The 18,311-nt window shown below is 69.5% G+C and carries 17 protein-coding genes; 7 read left to right on the plus strand and 10 right to left on the minus strand.

The annotated features are described in order from the left end of the window. Positions 1–11 precede the first annotated feature (11 nt). The 5 genes from AB0H36_RS19330 to AB0H36_RS19350 form a co-directional block, all read right to left on the minus strand. Positions 12–203 (minus strand): hypothetical protein, encoded by a 192-nt coding sequence (locus tag AB0H36_RS19330; protein ID WP_360524621.1) that lies wholly within the window; start codon positions 201–203, stop codon positions 12–14. Positions 204–337: 134 nt separating this feature from the next. Further along, complete coding sequence (fdhA, locus tag AB0H36_RS19335) at positions 338–1,552, minus strand: formaldehyde dehydrogenase, glutathione-independent (protein ID WP_360524624.1); 1,215 nt, start codon at positions 1,550–1,552, stop codon at positions 338–340. Between the two features lie 222 nt (positions 1,553–1,774). Next, positions 1,775–2,905, minus strand: coding sequence for a histidine kinase (locus AB0H36_RS19340; RefSeq protein ID WP_360524627.1), 1,131 nt, complete (start codon positions 2,903–2,905; stop codon positions 1,775–1,777). A 17-nt stretch (positions 2,906–2,922) separates the two neighbouring features. Further along, positions 2,923–3,660: a metallophosphoesterase family protein gene (locus AB0H36_RS19345; protein WP_360524630.1), complete on the minus strand. Its 738-nt coding sequence runs from the start codon at positions 3,658–3,660 to the stop codon at positions 2,923–2,925. Positions 3,661–3,715: 55 nt separating this feature from the next. Beyond that, a complete protein-coding gene (locus tag AB0H36_RS19350; protein WP_360524633.1) occupies positions 3,716–4,918 on the minus strand; it encodes a hypothetical protein in 1,203 nt (400 codons plus the stop codon). Positions 4,919–5,113: 195 nt separating this feature from the next. Between AB0H36_RS19350 and AB0H36_RS19355 the strand changes: the two genes are divergently transcribed. After that, positions 5,114–6,541, plus strand: a complete 1,428-nt coding sequence (locus AB0H36_RS19355; protein WP_360524636.1) for a serine/threonine-protein kinase — start codon at positions 5,114–5,116, stop codon at positions 6,539–6,541. Here the strand turns inward: AB0H36_RS19355 and AB0H36_RS19360 are convergent. Next, entirely contained in the window at positions 6,538–7,479 is a 942-nt protein-coding gene (locus AB0H36_RS19360; RefSeq protein ID WP_360524639.1) for a hypothetical protein, read from the minus strand. The genes AB0H36_RS19355 and AB0H36_RS19360 overlap by 4 nt on opposite strands. A 120-nt stretch (positions 7,480–7,599) precedes the next feature. Here AB0H36_RS19360 and AB0H36_RS19365 point away from each other — a divergent pair, with 120 nt between their 5' ends. Genes AB0H36_RS19365 through AB0H36_RS19380 form a run of 4 tightly spaced genes read left to right on the plus strand, consistent with a single transcriptional unit; the run spans position 7,600 to position 11,771 of the window. Further along, positions 7,600–8,934, plus strand: a complete 1,335-nt coding sequence (locus AB0H36_RS19365) for a dipeptidase (RefSeq protein WP_360524642.1) — start codon at positions 7,600–7,602, stop codon at positions 8,932–8,934. 43 nt (positions 8,935–8,977) lie between these two features. Further along, the gene (locus tag AB0H36_RS19370; RefSeq protein ID WP_360524645.1) at positions 8,978–10,102 is read left to right on the plus strand and encodes an NAD(P) transhydrogenase subunit alpha; all 1,125 of its coding nucleotides are present in this window, start codon (positions 8,978–8,980) and stop codon (positions 10,100–10,102) included. Further along, positions 10,099–10,404, plus strand: a complete 306-nt coding sequence (locus tag AB0H36_RS19375) for an NAD(P) transhydrogenase subunit alpha (protein ID WP_360524648.1) — start codon at positions 10,099–10,101, stop codon at positions 10,402–10,404. The genes AB0H36_RS19370 and AB0H36_RS19375 overlap by 4 nt, the downstream gene beginning before the upstream one ends. Beyond that, positions 10,401–11,771 (plus strand): NAD(P)(+) transhydrogenase (Re/Si-specific) subunit beta, encoded by a 1,371-nt coding sequence (locus AB0H36_RS19380; protein WP_360524651.1) that lies wholly within the window; start codon positions 10,401–10,403, stop codon positions 11,769–11,771. Before AB0H36_RS19375 ends, AB0H36_RS19380 begins: the two co-directional genes overlap by 4 nt. A 195-nt stretch (positions 11,772–11,966) precedes the next feature. Here the strand turns inward: AB0H36_RS19380 and AB0H36_RS19385 are convergent, their stop codons facing one another. Next, positions 11,967–12,821 carry a helix-turn-helix transcriptional regulator gene (locus AB0H36_RS19385; RefSeq protein WP_360524653.1) on the minus strand — a complete coding sequence of 285 codons (855 nt, stop codon included), beginning with the start codon at positions 12,819–12,821 and terminating at the stop codon, positions 11,967–11,969. Between the two features lie 408 nt (positions 12,822–13,229). Between AB0H36_RS19385 and purF the strand changes: the two genes are divergently transcribed. After that, positions 13,230–14,792 carry an amidophosphoribosyltransferase gene (gene purF, locus AB0H36_RS19390; RefSeq protein WP_360524656.1) on the plus strand — a complete coding sequence of 521 codons (1,563 nt, stop codon included), beginning with the start codon at positions 13,230–13,232 and terminating at the stop codon, positions 14,790–14,792. 43 nt (positions 14,793–14,835) lie between these two features. Then, positions 14,836–15,918 (plus strand): phosphoribosylformylglycinamidine cyclo-ligase, encoded by a 1,083-nt coding sequence (purM, locus tag AB0H36_RS19395; protein WP_360524659.1) that lies wholly within the window; start codon positions 14,836–14,838, stop codon positions 15,916–15,918. A 163-nt stretch (positions 15,919–16,081) separates the two neighbouring features. On the opposite strand, the gene AB0H36_RS19400 is transcribed toward purM, so the two are convergent. The 3 genes from AB0H36_RS19400 to AB0H36_RS19410 form a co-directional block, all read right to left on the minus strand. Then, positions 16,082–16,267, minus strand: a complete 186-nt coding sequence (locus AB0H36_RS19400; RefSeq protein ID WP_360524662.1) for a DUF3073 domain-containing protein — start codon at positions 16,265–16,267, stop codon at positions 16,082–16,084. 216 nt (positions 16,268–16,483) lie between these two features. Further along, positions 16,484–17,290: an ABC transporter permease gene (locus AB0H36_RS19405; RefSeq protein ID WP_360524665.1), complete on the minus strand. Its 807-nt coding sequence runs from the start codon at positions 17,288–17,290 to the stop codon at positions 16,484–16,486. A gap of 29 nt (positions 17,291–17,319) precedes the next feature. Continuing rightward, positions 17,320–18,207 carry an ABC transporter ATP-binding protein gene (locus AB0H36_RS19410; RefSeq protein ID WP_360524668.1) on the minus strand — a complete coding sequence of 296 codons (888 nt, stop codon included), beginning with the start codon at positions 18,205–18,207 and terminating at the stop codon, positions 17,320–17,322. Between the last annotated feature and the right edge of the window lie 104 nt (positions 18,208–18,311).

Raw genomic sequence — 18,311 nt, forward strand, 5'->3', positions numbered from 1 at the left:
CGTCCACCGGCTCAGAACAACATGTGCGGAGCGTGCTCCGGCTGGTGCTCCCAGCGCAGGCGGCTCGATCCGAAGCCCGCGGCATGGACCCCGTCGTGACCGCGTGGACGCCGGCAGTAGTAGTACGGCGAGTAAAGGTCTCGGCAGGAGTCCTCGTAGGTCGTGTAGGCGAACTCGAGGTCCAGTCGGCTGTCATTGCTCATGAACGGTCGCTCTCGTCATGGATCCCTTCAATCGAAGTATCGCTCGGGCATGGTTACCGATGCGTTTCGCCCCGATGACGAGTTTGCACACGACGGGAGCCGGGCAGTGGCCCGGCTCCCGTCGGTTTGCGCGGTTACTTGATCAGCCCGTGCGGGTCGAGTACGTACTTGCGCGCCGCACCCTTGTCGAACTCGCGGTAGCCCTGCGGTGCCTCGTCGAGCGGGATCACCGTGGCGTTCACGTTCTTCGCGATCTGCGTACGGTCGTGCAGGATCGCCTGCATCAGCTGGCGGTTGTACCGCATGACCGGGCACTGACCTGTGGTGAACGACAGCGACTTGGCCCAGCCGAGGCCGAGCCGGATCGACAGCGAGCCAGTCTTCGCGGCCTCGTCACTCGCCCCGGGATCACCGGTGACGTAGAGGCCCGGGATGCCGACTGCGCCACCGGCACGGGTGACGTCCATGACCGTGTTCAGCACGGTCGCAGGACGCTCGGACCGGGCGTCGGTGCCGTGGCCGTGTGCCTCGAACCCGACCGCGTCGACCGCGCAGTCCACCTCCGGTTCGCCGAGGATCCGCTCGAGCTGATCCCTCGGGTCACCCTCGGACACGTCGATCGTCTCGCAGCCGAAACTGCGTGCCTGTTCGAGCCTTTCCTTCTGCAGGTCGGCCACGATGACGACCGCCGCGCCGAGCAGGAACGCCGAGGTGGCGGCCGCCAGGCCGACGGGTCCCGCCCCGGCGATGTACACGGTCGAACCGGTCCCGACGCCGGCAGTGACCGCGCCGTGGTACCCGGTGGGGAAGATGTCCGACAGCATCGCCAGGTCGCGGATCTTCTCGAGTGCCTGCTCCTTGTCGGGGAACTTCAGCAGGTTCCAGTCGGCGTACGGCACCAGCGCGTACTCCGCCTGGCCGCCGACCCAGCCGCCCATGTCGACGTACCCGTACGCCGACCCCGGCCGGTCCGGGTTCACGTTCAGGCAGACTCCGGTCTTGCCCTCCTTGCAGTTGACGCACCGCCCACAGGCGATGTTGAACGGGACCGACACCAGGTCGCCGACCTTGATGAACTCGACATCCCGGCCGACCTCCGCCACCTCACCGGTGATCTCGTGGCCGAGCGCCAGTCCGGGCGGTGCCGTCGTCCGGCCGCGCACCATGTGCTGGTCGCTGCCGCAGATGTTGCTGGCCACCACCTTCAGGATCGCGCCGTGCGGGATCTGACGGCCGACGTTCGCGGGGTTGACCCCCGGACCGTCCTTGAGCTCGAGGCTCGGGTAGTCGATGGTCTCGACCGCCACGTCGCCCGGCCCTTTGTAAATTACTGCCCTGTTACCTGGCACGAGAAAATCGCTCCTCTCCAGGAGGCTCCACCGCGGAACGCATGGAGCCGTGCGATACCGCTTTCCCGGGCCGCGATCGCCCCCAGCAGAAGGCGATCCGGTCGTCGCCTGCCCCGCTCAGGTGAATCCCGTCCAGAGGCGATGGCGCGCAAGGCCGACGCCGTCAGGGGGATCGTCTTCGACGCTAGTCAGCCCCAACGTCACGGTCAACGCGACACAGCCCTACGGCGCGGCATGCACTCCGGACGAGTACTTGGGGATGCGGAACGTCACCTTGGTTCCGGCGTCGACCGCGGTCTCCACGACCAGGCCGTACGCGTCGCCGTACACCTGCCGGAGGCGGGCGTCCACGTTGCCGAGGCCGACCGAGTCGCTGCCGGACTCCCCGGCCAGCGCGGCCCGGATCACCTCGGGGTCGCTGCCCGCGCCGTCGTCCTCGACACTGATCTCGGCCTCGTTGATCCGGTCCCGGGCCCGGATGGTGATCCGGCCGACCCCGGTGGTGCCTTCCAGGCCGTGCCGTACGGCGTTCTCCACCAGCGGCTGCACGACCAGGAACGGGATCACCACCGGCAGCACCTCGGGTGCGATCAGCAACGACACCTTCAGCCGGTCGCCGAACCGGGCCTGCTCGAGCACCAGATACCGCTCGACGTTGCGCAGTTCATCGGCCAGCGTGGTGAATTCCCCACCGCGCCGCAGCGCGTACCGGGAGAAGTCGGCGAACTCCAGCAGCAGCTCACGCGCCCGCTCCGGATCGGTCCGCACGAACGACGCGATCGCAGCCAGCGCGTTGTAGATGAAGTGCGGGCTGATCTGGGCCCGCAGCGCCCGCAGCTCGGCCTCCATCGCGCGGGTGCGCTCCTTGTTGAGCTCTGCCAGCTCCACCTGGCCGGATACCCAGCGGGCGACCTCCTCGGTCGCTCTGACCAGTGCAGCCGACGAGCGGATGCTGTACGCGACCAGTACGGCGACCACTCGCTCCTCGGTGACGATCGGAGCGACCACCGCCGTACGGATCGGGCACTGTGGGTCGCTGCAAGCCACGTCGTGGGCGCCGAGGACCGCCGTACGACCGGTGCGGAGCGTGGGGGCCGCGAGCGCCTTCGCGTCGCCGCGGTGGTTGCTCTCATAGGGGCCGCCGACGCCGTCCCAGGCCAGTACGCCGGAGGAGTCGCAGATGGCGATGGCCGCCGTACCCAGGAGGTCCCGGAGGTGGCGGCTCGCCTTGCCCGCCGCGGCGGGGGTTAGGCCCTCCCGCAGGTGGGGTGTGGCCAGCGAGGCGGTATGCAGGGTCGCATACGTCGCCTTGTCAGCCGGAGTCCCAAAATGCTTCCGCCGTCGCGCGAACACGTGTTGACGGTAACCGCTCAACCCTCCGCGCGGGGCCTGAACGCTTCCAGGGCTTCGGTGTCGGAGTAGTTCGACAGGAGGTATTCGGCCACCCAGGCCTCTCGATCGGGGTACGACGACTCAGCGACGATCCGGTCGGCGGCATACCTCCTGTCCAAATGTGCCCTTCGCAGCTGTACGCCGTCTGGAGTGAGCAGGGCCCAGCTCGGGCCGGGGGCGCCGTACGGCATGCCTACGCTGCCGGCGTTGACCACGAGGCGCCGGTCGACCTGGCGGGCGAACGGCATGTGCGTGTGCCCGCACACCACTGTGCGGACCTCGTCCGGCAGCCCGCTGAACACCTGCGCCCACCGCGAGATCGGGCTGTCGACCAGCACCATTTCTTCGTCGTCCCGCGGTGTCGCGTGGCAGAACAGCGCCTCGCCGATCGTTACCGTGGTTGGCAAGCCGGCCAACAGCTCGACCTGATCGGCCCGCAACTGCTCGGCGGCCCAAGGACTCACGCCGTCCGGCGCCTCGCCCTCGAACGTCCCCCGAGCCATCGCCACGAGCTCGCGGTCCGCGTTCCCCCGCACCCAGACCACCCGCTCGCCGAGCGACACCAGCAAGTCCAACGTCTCCACCGGCTGCGGCCCGCTGGCGATGTCCCCCGCCAGCACGATCACATCCGCGTCCCGCACGTCCGACTCGCCCAGCACCGCCTCGAGCGCAGGCAACACCCCATGCACGTCCGCCAGCACCGCAACAGTCGTCATGCCGCCAGTCTGCTGTGAAACCGCGACGGCAGCGGGGATGTCTGCTACCGGCAGATCAGGTGCCGAGCACCAGCGACTGGTCGGTGACGATCTTGGTGGCGAGCTCGCAGGCGGCGGTGGCGAGGTTGCAGCGGACGATCGCCTGGTCGACGTTCTCCGTCTCGCCCTGGCCGTCGCCCACGGCCACGATCAGCACGTGCTGGTCGTCCTCGGCGGCGATCCGGTGGAAGCAGCCGTTCCACTCGCGGACCACCTTGCCGGTCTGGGCGTCCACCGCGGCCTGGACCACGTTGCAGTAGCCGTCGCCGTACGCCGGTCCGCCGACCGCCGTACGGGCGTCCGGAGTGAAGCCGGTGATCCAGTAGTCGCAGGTGCGCGACAGTTGCTTGCCGGAGCCGACGTCGACCATCGACGAGCAACTGCCGCCGTCGTTGATCAGGTTCACCGAGGAGGCCACGCTGCCGTCCCTCGACACGGCCGACGCCGAGGCGACCGTCTTGACCACGACGGGCTTCGCCGCACCCGGCACCCAGCTGTACAGCTTCCAAGCGCCGCTGTCGTCGTTGTCCGCGCGGTAGTAGACCTTGTTGCCCACGTAGGCGAGCACCTGCAGGTTCCAGGCGTCCGGCAGCTTCAGCGACTTCAGGAAGCCGTCCTCGCCCGGGTCCTCGGCGTAGACGATGCCGCCCTGCTTCTGCGCACCGAGCCAGCTGGGCCGGGCCGCTGCATAGGCCGCCGCGGACTGGTCGGCCTTCGTGACCAGCGAGGACACGTCCGGGGTACGGTGTACCTCGCCGGAGCCAGTCACCTTGATCAGCTCGGTCCCCGCGTCGCCATTCGTGACGGCTGCCAGGGCATCGGTCTCCAGCCGGCCGATCGCGAGGATGCCGCCGGTGCCGGGGATCTTGAGCGCGCTGCCGGCGCCGCCGCGGACCTCGCGGCCGACCAGGTACGGGATCGCCGGCTCGCGGCCCTGGGACAGCTTGTTGATGTCCACGTTGACCTTGGTCGGCCCGGTGGATGTCGGCGGGGCGCTGGTCGGCGTCACGGTCGGCGTCGGCTTGGCGGACGTCGAAGTCTTCGACGGCGTCGGCTTCGGCGTGGGGCTCGGGGTCGGAGACGGTGAGCCGGTCAACGGGGCGGCATCGGCTTCGGCTGACTGCGGGCCTTGGCGGTAGGCGAAGGCTGCGCCGATCGCTACGGCGGCTACTGCTACTGAGGCGACCAGGATGACCAGGCGCCTGTTCTTGCTCCGCATCACCGGACTCCTTACTTACGATCCGAGCAGCACGGGCTCGGAGGTATGCCCGCCACCAACGAGTGGTTTCTGCTGGTCACCCCTGCCTCGTTCATCGCCGTTTGGACGCTCCGGAACCCCGATTTGTTCGGCCCGAAACGCCGTACCCGATGCTCCGGCGAACGAGTCGCAGGAGGCATCGAGCATAATTGCGCCATGGACCAGCCACCCCGGATCGGCCGGTACTCCCTGGTCCGCCGGGTGGGTGCCGGAGGTTTCGCGACCGTTTGGCTGGCCCGGGACGAGCAACTGGACGCCGAGGTCGCGGTCAAGATCCTCTCCGACAACTGGATCGAGGACGAGGACGTCCGGCGCCGGTTCCTGGCCGAGGGCCGGTTCCTGCGCAAGGTCGACTCGCTGTACGTCGTCGGCGTCCACGACATCGGTGAGGCCGAGGACGGCCGCCCGTTCATGGTGCTCACGTACGCCGACGGCGGCACCCTCGCGGAACGGATCAAGGCCGGCCCGCTCGAGATCGCCGAGGTGGTCCGGGTGATCGGCCAGGTCGGCCGTGGCCTGAAGCACCTACACAGCCGGGGCGTCCTGCACCGCGACGTGAAACCGGCGAACGTGCTGTTCCGCACCGACCCGGCCGGCGACCGCGCGATGCTGTCCGACCTCGGGCTGGGCAAGTCGCTGGCCGAGGTCTCCCGGATCACGATGCCCGGCGGCACTCCGGCGTACGTCGCTCCCGAGCAGGTCCGCGGCGAGCGGCTGGACCACCGGGCGGACCTCTACTCGCTGGGCGCGGTCGCGTACGCCGCCTTCACCGGCCAGGCGCCGTACGGCGTGGCCAGCCTGAGCGCCGTGATGCAGATCGACACCCCGCCGCCGTCGATGGCGACCCTGCGCGAGGACATCTCGGACGCGATCGACGTCGTCGTACGGCGTGCCCTCGAGCCGGACCGCGACAAGCGCTGGCCGGACCTGGACAGCTTCCTCAACGCCCTGCGCGACGCGCACACCACCGGCGAGGTCCCGCCCGGCCTGGTCCCGGCCGCCGAGATGCCAACCCCCGCCGCCCCACCCGCCGACGTCGACCAGGCCACCGCCCTCGCCAGCGCCAACCAATCCACAGTCGCGACCGAACCAAAACGCTCGGTCCGCGGCCGCGTGATCGCCGCACTGGTCGCCCTCGTCCTGGCCGCCGGCGGCGGCTACGCGGGTTACCAGTTCGTGCTGACCCGCCCGGCGACCGTCGAGTACAGCGGACTGTCCGTAGAGGTGCCGCGGGAGTGGTCGCAGAAAGCCGAGCGGGGAGACGGACCTGCGCTGCTGGTGAGCACCAACACGGCGGACTGGGGCAAGTCCAGCCAAACCGATGGTGTGTATCTCGGCATCACCAATAAGACCGAGCTGCCGACCACAGCGACACCTCCGCCGGGCTGCCAGGCGATCACGGGGGAGAAACAGGACTTCGATGGTCAGCAGGCGGTCCTCTTCCGCTACCCGTGCTCGGACGCGCACACCGTCTTGGAGCGGTTCATCCTGCAACCTGGCGGAAAGCTCCTGCAGGTCCAGGTGCGTGACGACAACCCCGAGAACAGGCAGGCCGTCCTGGACTCGGCGTCGTACACGCCCTAAGGGACGAGCGACGTCAGCGACGAGATGGTTGCCTTGTGCATGCGGGGGATGACGTTGAGGGTGGCCGGGTCGGAGCCGTAGAGGTGTGAGGCGGACTCGTAGACCAGGTACGCCGTTCCGTTGTACTCCGTGATGCCCTCGGTCATGCTCGGGGCCCGGAAGCAGCTCAGCGCCGCCGCGTCCAGGTCCTTCTGGCCGCGCTTCACCACGTAGATGTTGCTGCGGTTGGTGCGCCCGTACGACGTGCTGTAGATGAAGTGGTTCGTGGTCACCGTCAGGCCCTGCGTCTTGGTCGGCACCTCCCACGCGCCGGCCACCGTGGTCAGCGTCCCGTCGTCGGCGATCTTGTACTCGTACATGATCCCGCGACCCTCGGAGTTGAACGATCCCGAGAACAGCGAGTCGCCGTAGCTCCCGATGAACGACGAGGCAGCTACGTCCCGCGCGGTCCCGACCTGCGTGAGGTACGGCGTACCCGCCGCCTTCAGCGCATCACGCAAGGCCGTCAGCCGGTATTTGCGGATGCTGCTGCCTTGGCCGGACACGAAGGCCCAGCCCTTGCTGACCGTGATGCCGCCGACATGCGACTCGGCGATCGCGACCACCCCGACGGTGGCGCCCGTGGACGGGTCGATGCCGTAGATCTGCGAGTCGGCGCCGGTGCGGTAGGAAGCGACCAGCAGGAGGTTCTTGCCGGTGCCGTCCCAGTTGTACCAAGTGCCGGCGCCTTGCGGGGTGTGCGTGCTCAGGTTGGGGATGCTCGCGCTGTTGCTGAAGCGGGCGTCGTACTTGTACGACGCGGACGGGCCGTCGTAGAAGGTCGAGCCGCCGCTGGTGGCGGTGTCACAGCTGATCGCGGCACTGGCCGGCAGTCCGGCGGTCAACGTGGCGGCGGAGGTGAGGAGGGCAGCGAAGATGGCTGTCAGTCGTCTGGACATGGGCGTTGTCCTTCGAGGTTGGGCGGAAACCTACGACAATTCCAGAGTAAATCGGCAATGAGTAACGCGCGAGGGTGTAGCGGGCGTCGCGCTCCCGAACGGACGCCGTACGGTAGGCGCATGACCGATCTGTCCGCGGCGATCGACCGCGTTCTGCCCAGCGTCCGTGCCGACCTCGAGGACCTCATCCGGATCCCGTCGGTCAGCTACGAACCGGCCCGCGCGGCCGACGTCCAGCGCTCCGCCGAGGCGACCGCCTCACTGTTCGAGGCCGAGGGCTTCACGGTGAAGATCGTCCGCGCAGGCGATGGCGCGCCGGCAGTGATCGCGAAGAAGGCGGCCCCGGCCGGCAAGCCGACGGTCCTGCTGTACGCGCACCACGACGTCCAGCCGACCGGTCCGGTCGAGCAGTGGACCTCCGACCCGTTCGAGCCGGCCGAGCGCGGGGACCGGCTGTACGGCCGGGGCGCGGCCGACGACAAGGCGGGGATCGCTGCGCACCTGGCCGCCGTACGGGCCTTCGGCAACGATCTGCCGGTGGGCGTGACGGTGTTCGTCGAAGGTGAGGAGGAGATCGGCTCACCGACCCTGCTGCAGCTGCTGGACGAGTACTCCGAGGAGCTGGCCGCCGACGCGATCGTGATCGCGGATTCGGGCAACTGGGACATCGGCCAGCCGGCGCTGACCGTGTCGCTGCGCGGCCTGGTCGAGTCGTACGTCGAGGTCCGCACACTCGACCACGCCGTTCACTCCGGCCTGTTCGGCGGACCGATTCCGGACGCGCTGTCGGCGTTGTGCCGCCTGCTCGCGACCCTGCACGACGACAAGGGCGACGTCGCCGTGGACGGTCTGCATGCCTCGCGGGCGGCGGATGTCGTGTACCCCGAGGACCGGCTGCGAGCCGAGTCGAGTGTGCTGGACTCGGTCCGGCTGACCGGTTCCGGCTCGCTCGTCGACCGGCTGTGGACGCGTCCGTCGATCGCCATCCTCGGCATCGACACCCCGTCGGTGGCCGAGGCCAGCAACACGCTGGTGCCGGTCGCGCGCGCCAAGGTGGGCCTGCGGGTCGCGCCCGGCGACGACGCGATCAAGGCGAGCGCGGCGCTGAGGGAACACCTCGAGAACAATGCGCCGTGGGGTGCGCAGGTCACCGTCACCGACGGGCAGACCGGCCAGCCGTGCAGCATCAACGCGCGCGGCGCCGGGTACGAAGCAGCCCGGGCGGCCTTCAAGACGGCGTGGGGAGTCGAGCCGATCGACATGGGCATGGGCGGGTCGATCCCGTTCATCGCCGAGTTCCAGCAGGCCTTCCCGGAGGCCTCGATCCTGGTCACCGGCGTGGAGGATCCGGACACACGCGCGCACGGAATCGACGAGGGTCTGCACCTGGCGGAGTTCCGCAAGGTCTGCCTCGCCGAGGCCCTGCTCCTGCAGAACCTGGCCGACCAGGCCTGACCGGGCTTTCCGGCGACCCAGTGTTTGGCATAGGTTTCGGCGAGTGAAGATCGCAGTCGTACGGGAGACCAGACCGGCCGAGCGCCGGGTTGCGCTGGTGCCGGAACAAGTCGCGAAACTCATCGAGCTCGGCTATGAGGTGGCGGTCGAGCCGGCCGCCGGCGAACGAGCGCTGTACTCCGACGAGCAGTACCGCGACGCCGGGGCCGATGTCGCCTGGGGCGCCGACCACGCGGCGACCATCGTGGCGTCGGTGCAGCCGCTGGAGCGCGAGCGCCTGCAGCGGCTGCACGCCGGTACGGCGCTGATGTCGTTCCTGCCGACGAATCCGCCTGATGTGGTCCGGACCGCTAGCCGGGCCAAGCTCACCGCGTTCGCGATGGAGCTGATCCCGCGGATCTCCCGGGCCCAGTCGATGGACGCGCTGTCCTCGCAGGCCATGGTCGCCGGCTACCGCGCCGCGATCGTCGCGGCCGAACGGCTGCCGCGCTTCTTCCCGCTGAACATGACCGCGGCCGGCACAGTCCCACCCGCCCAGGTCCTCGTCCTGGGCGCCGGTGTGGCCGGCCTGCAGGCGATCGCGACCTGCAAGCGCCTCGGCGCCGTCGTGAAGGCGTACGACGTCCGCACGGCGGCCGCCGAGGAGATCGCGTCGATGGGCGCCGTACCGGTCGAGCTGGAGCTCGGGACGCTGGACGGCCCCGGCGGCTACGCCCGCGAGATGACACCGGAACGCGCCCAGCTGCAGCGCGAGCTGCTCACCCCGTACGTCGCCGCCGCGGACGCCCTGATCACGACAGCCGCCGTACCGGGGCGGACCGCGCCGATGCTGGTGTCGCGCTCGATGGTCGAGCAGATGAAGCCCGGCTCGGTCGTGGTCGATCTGGCCTCCGAGCAGGGCGGCAACGTCGAGGGTTCGGTCGCCGGCACCGAGTTGACCATCGGCGACGCGCTGGTCTGGGGTGGCGCGAATGTGCCCAGCCAGCTGGCCGGACCGGCCAGCCGGCTCTACGGTCAGAACATCGCCAACCTGATCCGGCTGATGACCCGCAACGCGGCGTTCGATCCGGACTTCGACGACGAGATCGTCCGCGGCTGCTGCGTCACCCACGACGGCAGCGTGCTGCACGAGCCGACCCGTGAACTTCTGGAAGGACAAGCCCCGTGAGCGAGTCCATCGCGCTGCTGACGATCTTCGTGCTGGCTGCGTTCGTCGGCGTCGAGGTGATCAGCAAGGTCTCCTCGACCCTGCACACCCCGCTGATGTCCGGGGCGAACGCGATCCACGGTGTCATCCTGGTCGGCGCCATCATCGTCACCGGCCAGGCCGAGTCCGCGATCGTGGTGGCGGTCGGGCTGCTGGCCGTCGTCCTGGCGACCGTCAACATGGTCGGCGGGTTCGTGGTCACCGACCGGATGCTGGAGATGTTCAAAGGTCCGGGGGCCCGCAAGAAGGAGCTGCGCAAGTGATCCCCACCTGGGCCCAGATCGGCTACCTGGTCGCCGCGGTCTGCTTCATCGTCGCGCTGAAGGCGCTGTCGTCGCCGAAGTCCGCCCGGGCCGGTAACGCGCTCGGCGCGGCCGGCGCGGTGCTCGCGGTGGTGATCACCTTCGTCGCCTACAAGCCGGACCACCTGGCGCCGATCCTGATCGCGCTGGCCGTCGGCACCGTCGGCGGCGTGGTCGGGTCCCGCCGGGTGCAGATGACGCACATGCCGCAGCTCGTTGCCCTGTTCAACGGCGTCGGCGGCGGCGCGGCCGCCCTGGTCGCGCTGATGGAGCTCGGCGACGTCCGCGACGGCCAGACCGTCGCCGCGATCGCGACCGCGTTCACCATCCTGGTCGGCGCGATCAGCTTCTCCGGCTCGATCGTCACCTTCGCCAAGCTGCAGGAGCTGATGACGACCCGGCCGGTGACGTTCCCCGGGCTGCCGGTGCTGTTCATCGCCGCGATCATCGGCGGCATCGCGCTGGCCGGCTGGCTGGTCTCCGACCCGCGGGTGTGGGTCGGCGTCCTGCTCTGCCTGCTCGGTCTCGCGGTCGGTGTCATGCTGGTGCTGCCGGTGGGCGGCGCCGACGTCCCGATCGTGATCTCGCTGCTGAACGCCTTCACCGGCCTCACGGTCGCGGCCGGCGGGTACGTGCTCGGCAACACGCTGCTGCTGGTGGCCGGCACCCTGGTCGGCGCCGCCGGTACGTTGCTGACCAAGCTGATGGCCGACGCGATGGGCCGCTCGCTCTACAACATCCTGTTCGGCGCGATCCGCGGCGGCTCGACCCTGGGCGCCGGTACGGCGTCCGAGCGGCCGGTCATCTCGGGTGGCGCGGAGGATGTCGCGATCCTGCTCGGGTACGCGAACAAGGTCATCGTCGTGCCCGGGTACGGCCTCGCGGTCGCCCAGGCCCAGCACACCCTGCGCGAGCTGGTCGAGGAGCTGCAGAGCCGCGGCGTGAAGGTCGACTACGCGATCCACCCGGTCGCGGGCCGGATGCCGGGCCACATGAACGTGCTGCTGGCCGAGGCCCAGGTGCCGTACGAGCAGCTCCGTGAGATGGACGACATCAACGGCGACTTCAAGTCCACCGACGTGGTCCTGGTGGTCGGCGCCAACGACGTGGTCAACCCGGCCGCCCGCACCACCCCGAGCGCCCCGATCTACGGGATGCCGATCCTGAACGCCGACGAGGCCCAGCGGGTCATCTTCCTCAAGCGCTCGATGCGCCCCGGTTTCGCCGGTATCGAGAACGAGCTCCTCTACGACCCGCGAACCACGCTGCTGTTCGGCGACGCCCGTGACTCGCTCACCAAACTCCTCGCCGCCCTCAAGATGGTCTGACCCCGATTACGTTGTCAACGGCGAAAGCCGCGTACTAAACCACGCCAAACCCGGATAATCAAGCGTTTGGCATCTTCCTGCCCGGGTCGCCGGCCAGCGGTCCAGACCGGATGCGCCGGCCGGGAACCCCTGCGGAGACAGGCGTCCGGGCGCGGGCGCCGTACCCGGGGAATTCGCCCGGAATTGCCGGCCGGGTCAGACCCAGCCGCGTTTTGCTGCGGCCACGCCCAATTCAAATCGGCTGGCTGCGTCGAGACGCTCGGAAAGGTTCGCGGTAATTCGCCGGGCGGTACGTAAAGAAATACCCAGCAAACGCGCGACCTGTTCGTCTTTCGCGCCGCCTGCGAGCAAACGCAGAACTTCGGCTTCGTGCGGTGTCAGCGGGGTGTTGTCGTCGCGGTCCTCCGGGGCGAACAGCTCGGTCGCCCGGGACCAGTAGGAATCGAAGAGCGCGAGGGCCACCGAGACGACGGCCGGGGACCGGTGGATGACCGCGCCGGCCGTCGGGTTCTCGGGGTCCATCGGCATGATCGCGATCTCCTGGTCGAAGATCAGCAGCCGCATCGGCAGCGTCGGGGTCGCCCGCACCTCACCGCCGAGCCGGTGCATCGCCGCGGCGTAGTCCAGCGCCTGCTTCGACGCCGTCATGCTCTGCAGGTAGACGGTCCGCATCTTCAGCCCGCGCTCGAGCAACGGCAGGTCAGGCGACCGGTCCATCGGCTGGATGGTGTCGTCGATGTGAGCTGGCACCAGGCCCCAGAACGTCTCCCGGGCCTTCAGGCCGAGCTCCTCGATCCGGCGCGACGCGTTCGCCCGGCCCTTCAGCACCTCGACGTCGCCGCTGCTCCGGGCAGTCAGTAACTCGTTGTACTGCTCCGCGACGATCTCGGCCGAGGCCTCGGCCTCGCGAAGCTCACCGAGCGCCATGTTCAGCTCGGTGCGCCGCCGCTCGGCGAGACCGGTCAGGCCGACCCGCGGGTGCACTGCGTGCTCATTGTCCGGGTCAGTCCAGGTCGGCACCAGCAGGCCGAGCTCGCGCAGAGTGTCCATCCGCTGCTGAACCTGCGGCAACGGACTTTTCACTAGCGCGGCAATCTGCTCCGGCGTACTGTCTGGGTGGCTGAGGAGGGCGTGATAGACCGCGAAAGTGGCTTCGTCCACCCCCAGCGGCTCGAACACTTTTCTTCTCTCCTCAGGACTTGGTGGAACCGACCATATACACAGTGCTTCGACACTGAGACCCGGCAGTTGGTTCCGGAATTATTTCGAAGGGACAAGTTGTGATCAAGAAGTTGCTGACTGTAGTCAGCCTCGGACTGCTCCTGCTGCCCGCCGCCCCGACGTCCCTCACGACCGTCGCCGCGGGCAGCCGGCCCGGATGCATCGGAATGACCTGCTGGTAGTCCACCGGGATCGGTGCTGTCCGGAGCGCCGTTCCGCGTCCCGTAGACTGCTGGCGTGGCTCGTGGCGATGGTCGGCTCACTCATGACCTGGACCCGCAGGACCTTGGCCCGCAGGACGCGTGTGGCGTCTTCGGGGTTTGGGCGCCGGGGGAAGAGGTCGCCAAACTCACCTATTTCGGGCTCTACGCTCTGCAGCACCGCGGGCAGGAGTCGGCTGGCATAGCAGTCAGCAACGGCAGCCAGATCCTCGTCTACAAGGACATGGGTCTGGTCAGCCAGGCGTTCGACGAGGCGACCCTGGCCTCACTGCGGGGGCACATCGCGATCGGCCACTGCCGGTACTCGACCACCGGGTCGAGCGTGTGGGCGAACGCGCAGCCGACGTTCCGGTCCACCGCGACCGGGTCGATCGCTCTCGGTCACAACGGCAACCTCACCAACACCGGTGAGCTGGCCGCGAGCCTGAACGGCGGCGGTGACCTGGATCTCGGCCTGGACGTCGAGGTCGAGCACGCGAAGGCGAACGCCAAGCACAGCGCGTCCTCCGACACCGACATCCTGACCTCGATGCTGGCCGGCTACCCGGACCTCACCATCGAGCAGGCGGCGGCCAAGATCCTGCCGAAGGTGAAGGGCGCCTTCAGCCTGGTCTTCATGGACGAGAACACGCTGTACGCCGCCCGCGACCCGCAGGGCATCCGCCCGCTGGTGCTGGGCCGGCTGGAGCGCGGCTGGGTGGTCGCCAGCGAGACCGCTGCCCTGGACATCGTCGGCGCCTCCTTCATCCGGGAGATCGAGCCGGGCGAGATCGTCGCGATCGACGCCGAGGGGCTGCGCTCGACCCGGTTCGCCGAGGCCGACCCCAAGGGCTGCCTGTTCGAGTTCGTCTACCTGGCCCGCCCGGACACCCAGATCTCCGGTCAGCGGATCCACTCCACCCGGGTCGAGATCGGCCGCCGGCTGGCCCGCGAGCACCCGGCCGAGGCCGACCTGGTGATCGCCACCCCGGAGTCCGGCGTCCCCGGCGCGATCGGGTACGCCGAGGAGTCCGGCATCCCGTACGGCTCCGGCCTGGTCAAGAACGCGTACGTCGGCCGCACCTTCATCCAGCCCAGCCAGACCATCCGCCAGCTCGGCATCCGGCTCAAGCTGAACCCGCTGCGCGAGGTGATCGAGGGCAAGCGGCTGGTCGTGGTCGACGACACCATCGTCCGCGGCAACACTCAGCGCGCGGTCATTCGGATGCTGCGCGAGGCCGGCGCCAAGGAGATCCACGTCCGGATCACGGCGCCGCCGGTGAAGTGGCCGTGCTTCTACGGCATCGACTTCGCCAGTCGCGCCGAGCTGATCGCGAACGGCCTGAACACCGAGGAGATCTGCCGCTCGCTGGGCGCCGACTCGCTCGGCTACATCAGCCTGGACGCGCTGGTCGAGTCCACCACGGTGCCGAAGGAGCGGCTCTGCCGCGCCTGCTTCGACGGGGTCTACCCGGTCGAGCTGCCGGACCCGGAGCACCTCGGCAAGCACCTGCTGGAGCTGCCGGTGGCCACCGACATCGACGGCCTGGCCACGGTCTCCGGTGGCGCCGGCGCCACCGACGCACTCAGCCGTCCGTAATGGGCCGTCCGTAACGGGCGTACGCCGTACCGAGGAGAAGAACGTGAGTGATGGGGCGAGCTACGCCGCCGCCGGAGTCGACATCGAGGCCGGGGACCGGGCCGTCGAGCTGATGAAGGAGTGGGTGGCGAAGGCGACCCGCCCCGAGGTGGTCGGCGGGCTCGGCGGGTTCGCCGGGCTGTTCGACGCCACCGCGCTGACGTCGTACCGGCGGCCGCTGCTGGCGACCTCGACCGACGGGATCGGCACCAAGGTCGCGATCGCGCAGAAGCTCGACAAGCACGACACGATCGGGTTCGACCTGGTCGGGATGGTCGTCGACGACCTGGTCGTGTGCGGCGCCGAGCCGCTGTTCATGACCGACTACATCTGCACCGGCAAGGTGGTCCCGGAGACGATCGCGCAGATCGTCAAGGGCATCGCCGAGGCCTGTGTCGAGGCCGGTACGGCGCTGGTCGGCGGCGAGACCGCCGAGCACCCGGGCCTGCTCGAGCCGGACGAGTACGACGTCGCCGGCGCAGCGACCGGTGTCGTCGAGGCCGACGAGGTGCTGGGCGCGGAGCGGGTCCGCGCGGGTGACGTGGTCGTGGCGATGGGATCCTCCGGCCTGCACTCGAACGGGTACTCGCTGGTCCGGCACGTGTTCTTCCAGCGGGCGCGCTGGACGCTGGACCGCGAGGTGCCGGAGCTGGGGACCACGCTGGGTGAGGTGCTGCTGACCCCGACCCGGGTGTACGCGAAGCACTGCCTGGAGCTGATCCAGGAGCTGAACGGCGAGTTCGAGGGCGACGCGAAGCCGCTGCACGCGATGTCGCACATCACCGGCGGCGGGTTCGCGGCCAACCTGGCCCGGGTCATCCCGGACGAGCTGTCGGTCCGGATCGACCGGTCCACCTGGACGCCGGACCCGATCTTCGGGCTGGTCGGGCTGCTGGGCGACGTGGCGCTGCCCGAGCTGGAGAAGACGCTGAACATGGGGGCAGGGATGGTCGCCGTACTGGATCCGTCGGTGGCGGACCTGGCGATCGCGGCGCTGGCGGCGCGCGACATCCCGGCATGGGTGTGCGGCGAGGTCGGCCCGACCGCGGGCGGGACCGTCACGCTGGAAGGCGTGTACGCCAAGTAGGCCGACCGCTGAGCGGCTGACCCGGGGTTCCGAGGAGGTCCCGCCGACGCTTTCGGGCAGGCGGGACCGCTCCGGCTACTGCTGGTGTGGTGAAGCTCGTCGGACGCGCGACTAACTGCTCAGCCACCCCTGAGGGCGCTGAGCAGGTCAGCCGAGCTGTTGCTTACCGACGGGGGTGGTAGTCGTCGGCGTCGTAGTCGTCGCCGTCGTTCTCGCCGTTGGCAGAACGGTCGCTCCCCTGGTCACCGGACAGCTCTCGCTTGAGCTGGTCCAAGTCGGTGTCCCAGGTGCGGTACTTCAGGTCGCGAGCGACCTTCGTCTGCTTGGCCTTTGCACGGCCGCGCCCCATAGCGTCGACCCCCTCGCACAAGTCAACCGGGTACGCAGCGTGGCGCCCACGGATCAGTCGTCAGTAATCGTGTTTCTAGGATACCCGGAGCACGGGATCGACACACGCACCGGCCCCCTGGCTGGACCCCGAGAGGTCCGATCACACCGTCGGTGGGGTGGGCCGGTCCCCTCGAACCGGCCCACCCCACCGCGTCGATCCCCCGCTACTCCACCGCTACTTGACCTCGCGACGTGAGCTTGCCCACAGTCCCACGATGGTCGGCAGCACGATCCAGATCCCGATCGCGGTGAGCGTCTCGGGCAGCATCCCGTTCAGGTCGCGCTCGATGATCCGGCCGAAGGCGCCGAACACGTCCAGCCAGTTCGCGTTGTCCTTGAACAGCGCCGGCCCGGCCAGCGACCAGGCGGTCGGGGCGATGAAGTACACCAGGATGGCGACTGCGGTCTGGGCGATCACCGCGCCGAAGGCGGCGCCCATCACCACGTTGAGCGCGACGGTCAGGTAGGCCCCGGCCAACTGCCCGCCCAGGTCGGCGTACGACGTCGTGTGGTCGGTGACCGCTCCGGCGAGCGCCGTACCGGCCAGGGCGAGGGCGACGACGACGGTCATCACGACGACACTCAGCACGATCGCGGAGACGAACTTGGCCAGCTGGACCCGGACCCGGCGCGGCGACAGCGTGAACGTGGTCAGCGCGGTCCGCTGGGTCCACTCGCTCGTCATCGCCATCACGCCGATGACCGGCAGGATCAGCATCACGCCGGTGGACGCGGCGCCGAGGAAGCCGTCGAACCCGGCGGGTCCCTGTGGCAGGTGGGTGAGCTGCCAGCCGATCGCGGCGACGGCGAGCAGCAGGACGGCGGCGATCAGGACCCGGCCGCTGCGGGTGTTCAGGGACTTGCGCAGTTCGATGGCGACGAGCTTGAGGAAGGACTGGCCGCGCGCGGGCGGCAGCGCGGTCGCCACCTCGGCCCGGTGCTTGGCCGGGGCCGGCGGAGCGGCTTCGGTGAGAGTGGTCATGTCTATGAGCTCCAGAAGAGTAGGCGTGGTCAGGCGGCTTCGGCGATGGGCGTGGTCAGCTGGAAGAACAGGTCCTCCAGCCCGGCGCCATCGCTCTGGCGGAGTTCGAGCAGGATCTGGCCGGCGGCCGCCGCGGCCCGGCCGACCTGCTCTGCGGTGGCGTCGACGCGGAGCGCGCCGTCGGCGAGCGGCTCGAGGTGCAGCCCGGCGGCGGTCAGGGCCTGGTTCAGGCCGATCGGGTCGAGACCGCGAACCAGCGTGCCGCTCCCGGCGAGCAGCTCCTCCAGCGAGCCGTCGGCGACGATCCGGCCGCCGCCGATGACGACCAGCCGGTCGACGGTCGCCTGGACCTCGCCCAGCAGGTGGCTGGACAGGATCACCGTGCCGCCGCGGGAGGCGAAGTCCTGCAGCAGCCCGCGCATCCACCGGATGCCCTCCGGGTCCATGCCGTTGGCCGGCTCGTCCAGGATCAGTACGGCGGGGTCGCCGAGCAGCGCGCTCGCGATCCCGAGCCGCTGCCGCATCCCCAGCGAGTACTGCCCGACCCGGCGCTTGGCGGCGTGGCTGAGGCCGACGGCCTCGAGCATCTCGTCCACCCGCGACTTCGGGACACCGAGCAGGCTCGCGTTGAGCAGGAGCGTCTCCCGTCCGGTCCTGCCCGGGTGCTGCGCCGCGGCATCGAGCATGACCCCGACGACCCGGCCCGGGTTGGGCAGGTCGACGTACCGCTTGCCGGTGATGGTCGCGGTGCCGGAGGTCGGCGGGGTGAGCCCGGTGAGCATCCGCAGCGTGGTGGACTTGCCGGCCCCGTTCGGGCCGAGGAAGCCGGTGATGCTGCCCGGCTCGACGGTGAAGGAGACGTCGTGGACGGCCGTGGTGCTGCCGTACCGCTTGGTCAGGTTCTCGACGGTGATCATGGCAACGAGTCAACCGTTCGGGACCCCGGTCGCACATCGGACGAGCGGCTGCGGCGACCCCCTACGAAAGTCGTCGGGGAACGACCCTGAACCCACCCGATCGG

The organism is Kribbella sp. NPDC050820, assembly GCF_040653975.1.
Classification (GTDB): domain Bacteria; phylum Actinomycetota; class Actinomycetes; order Propionibacteriales; family Kribbellaceae; genus Kribbella.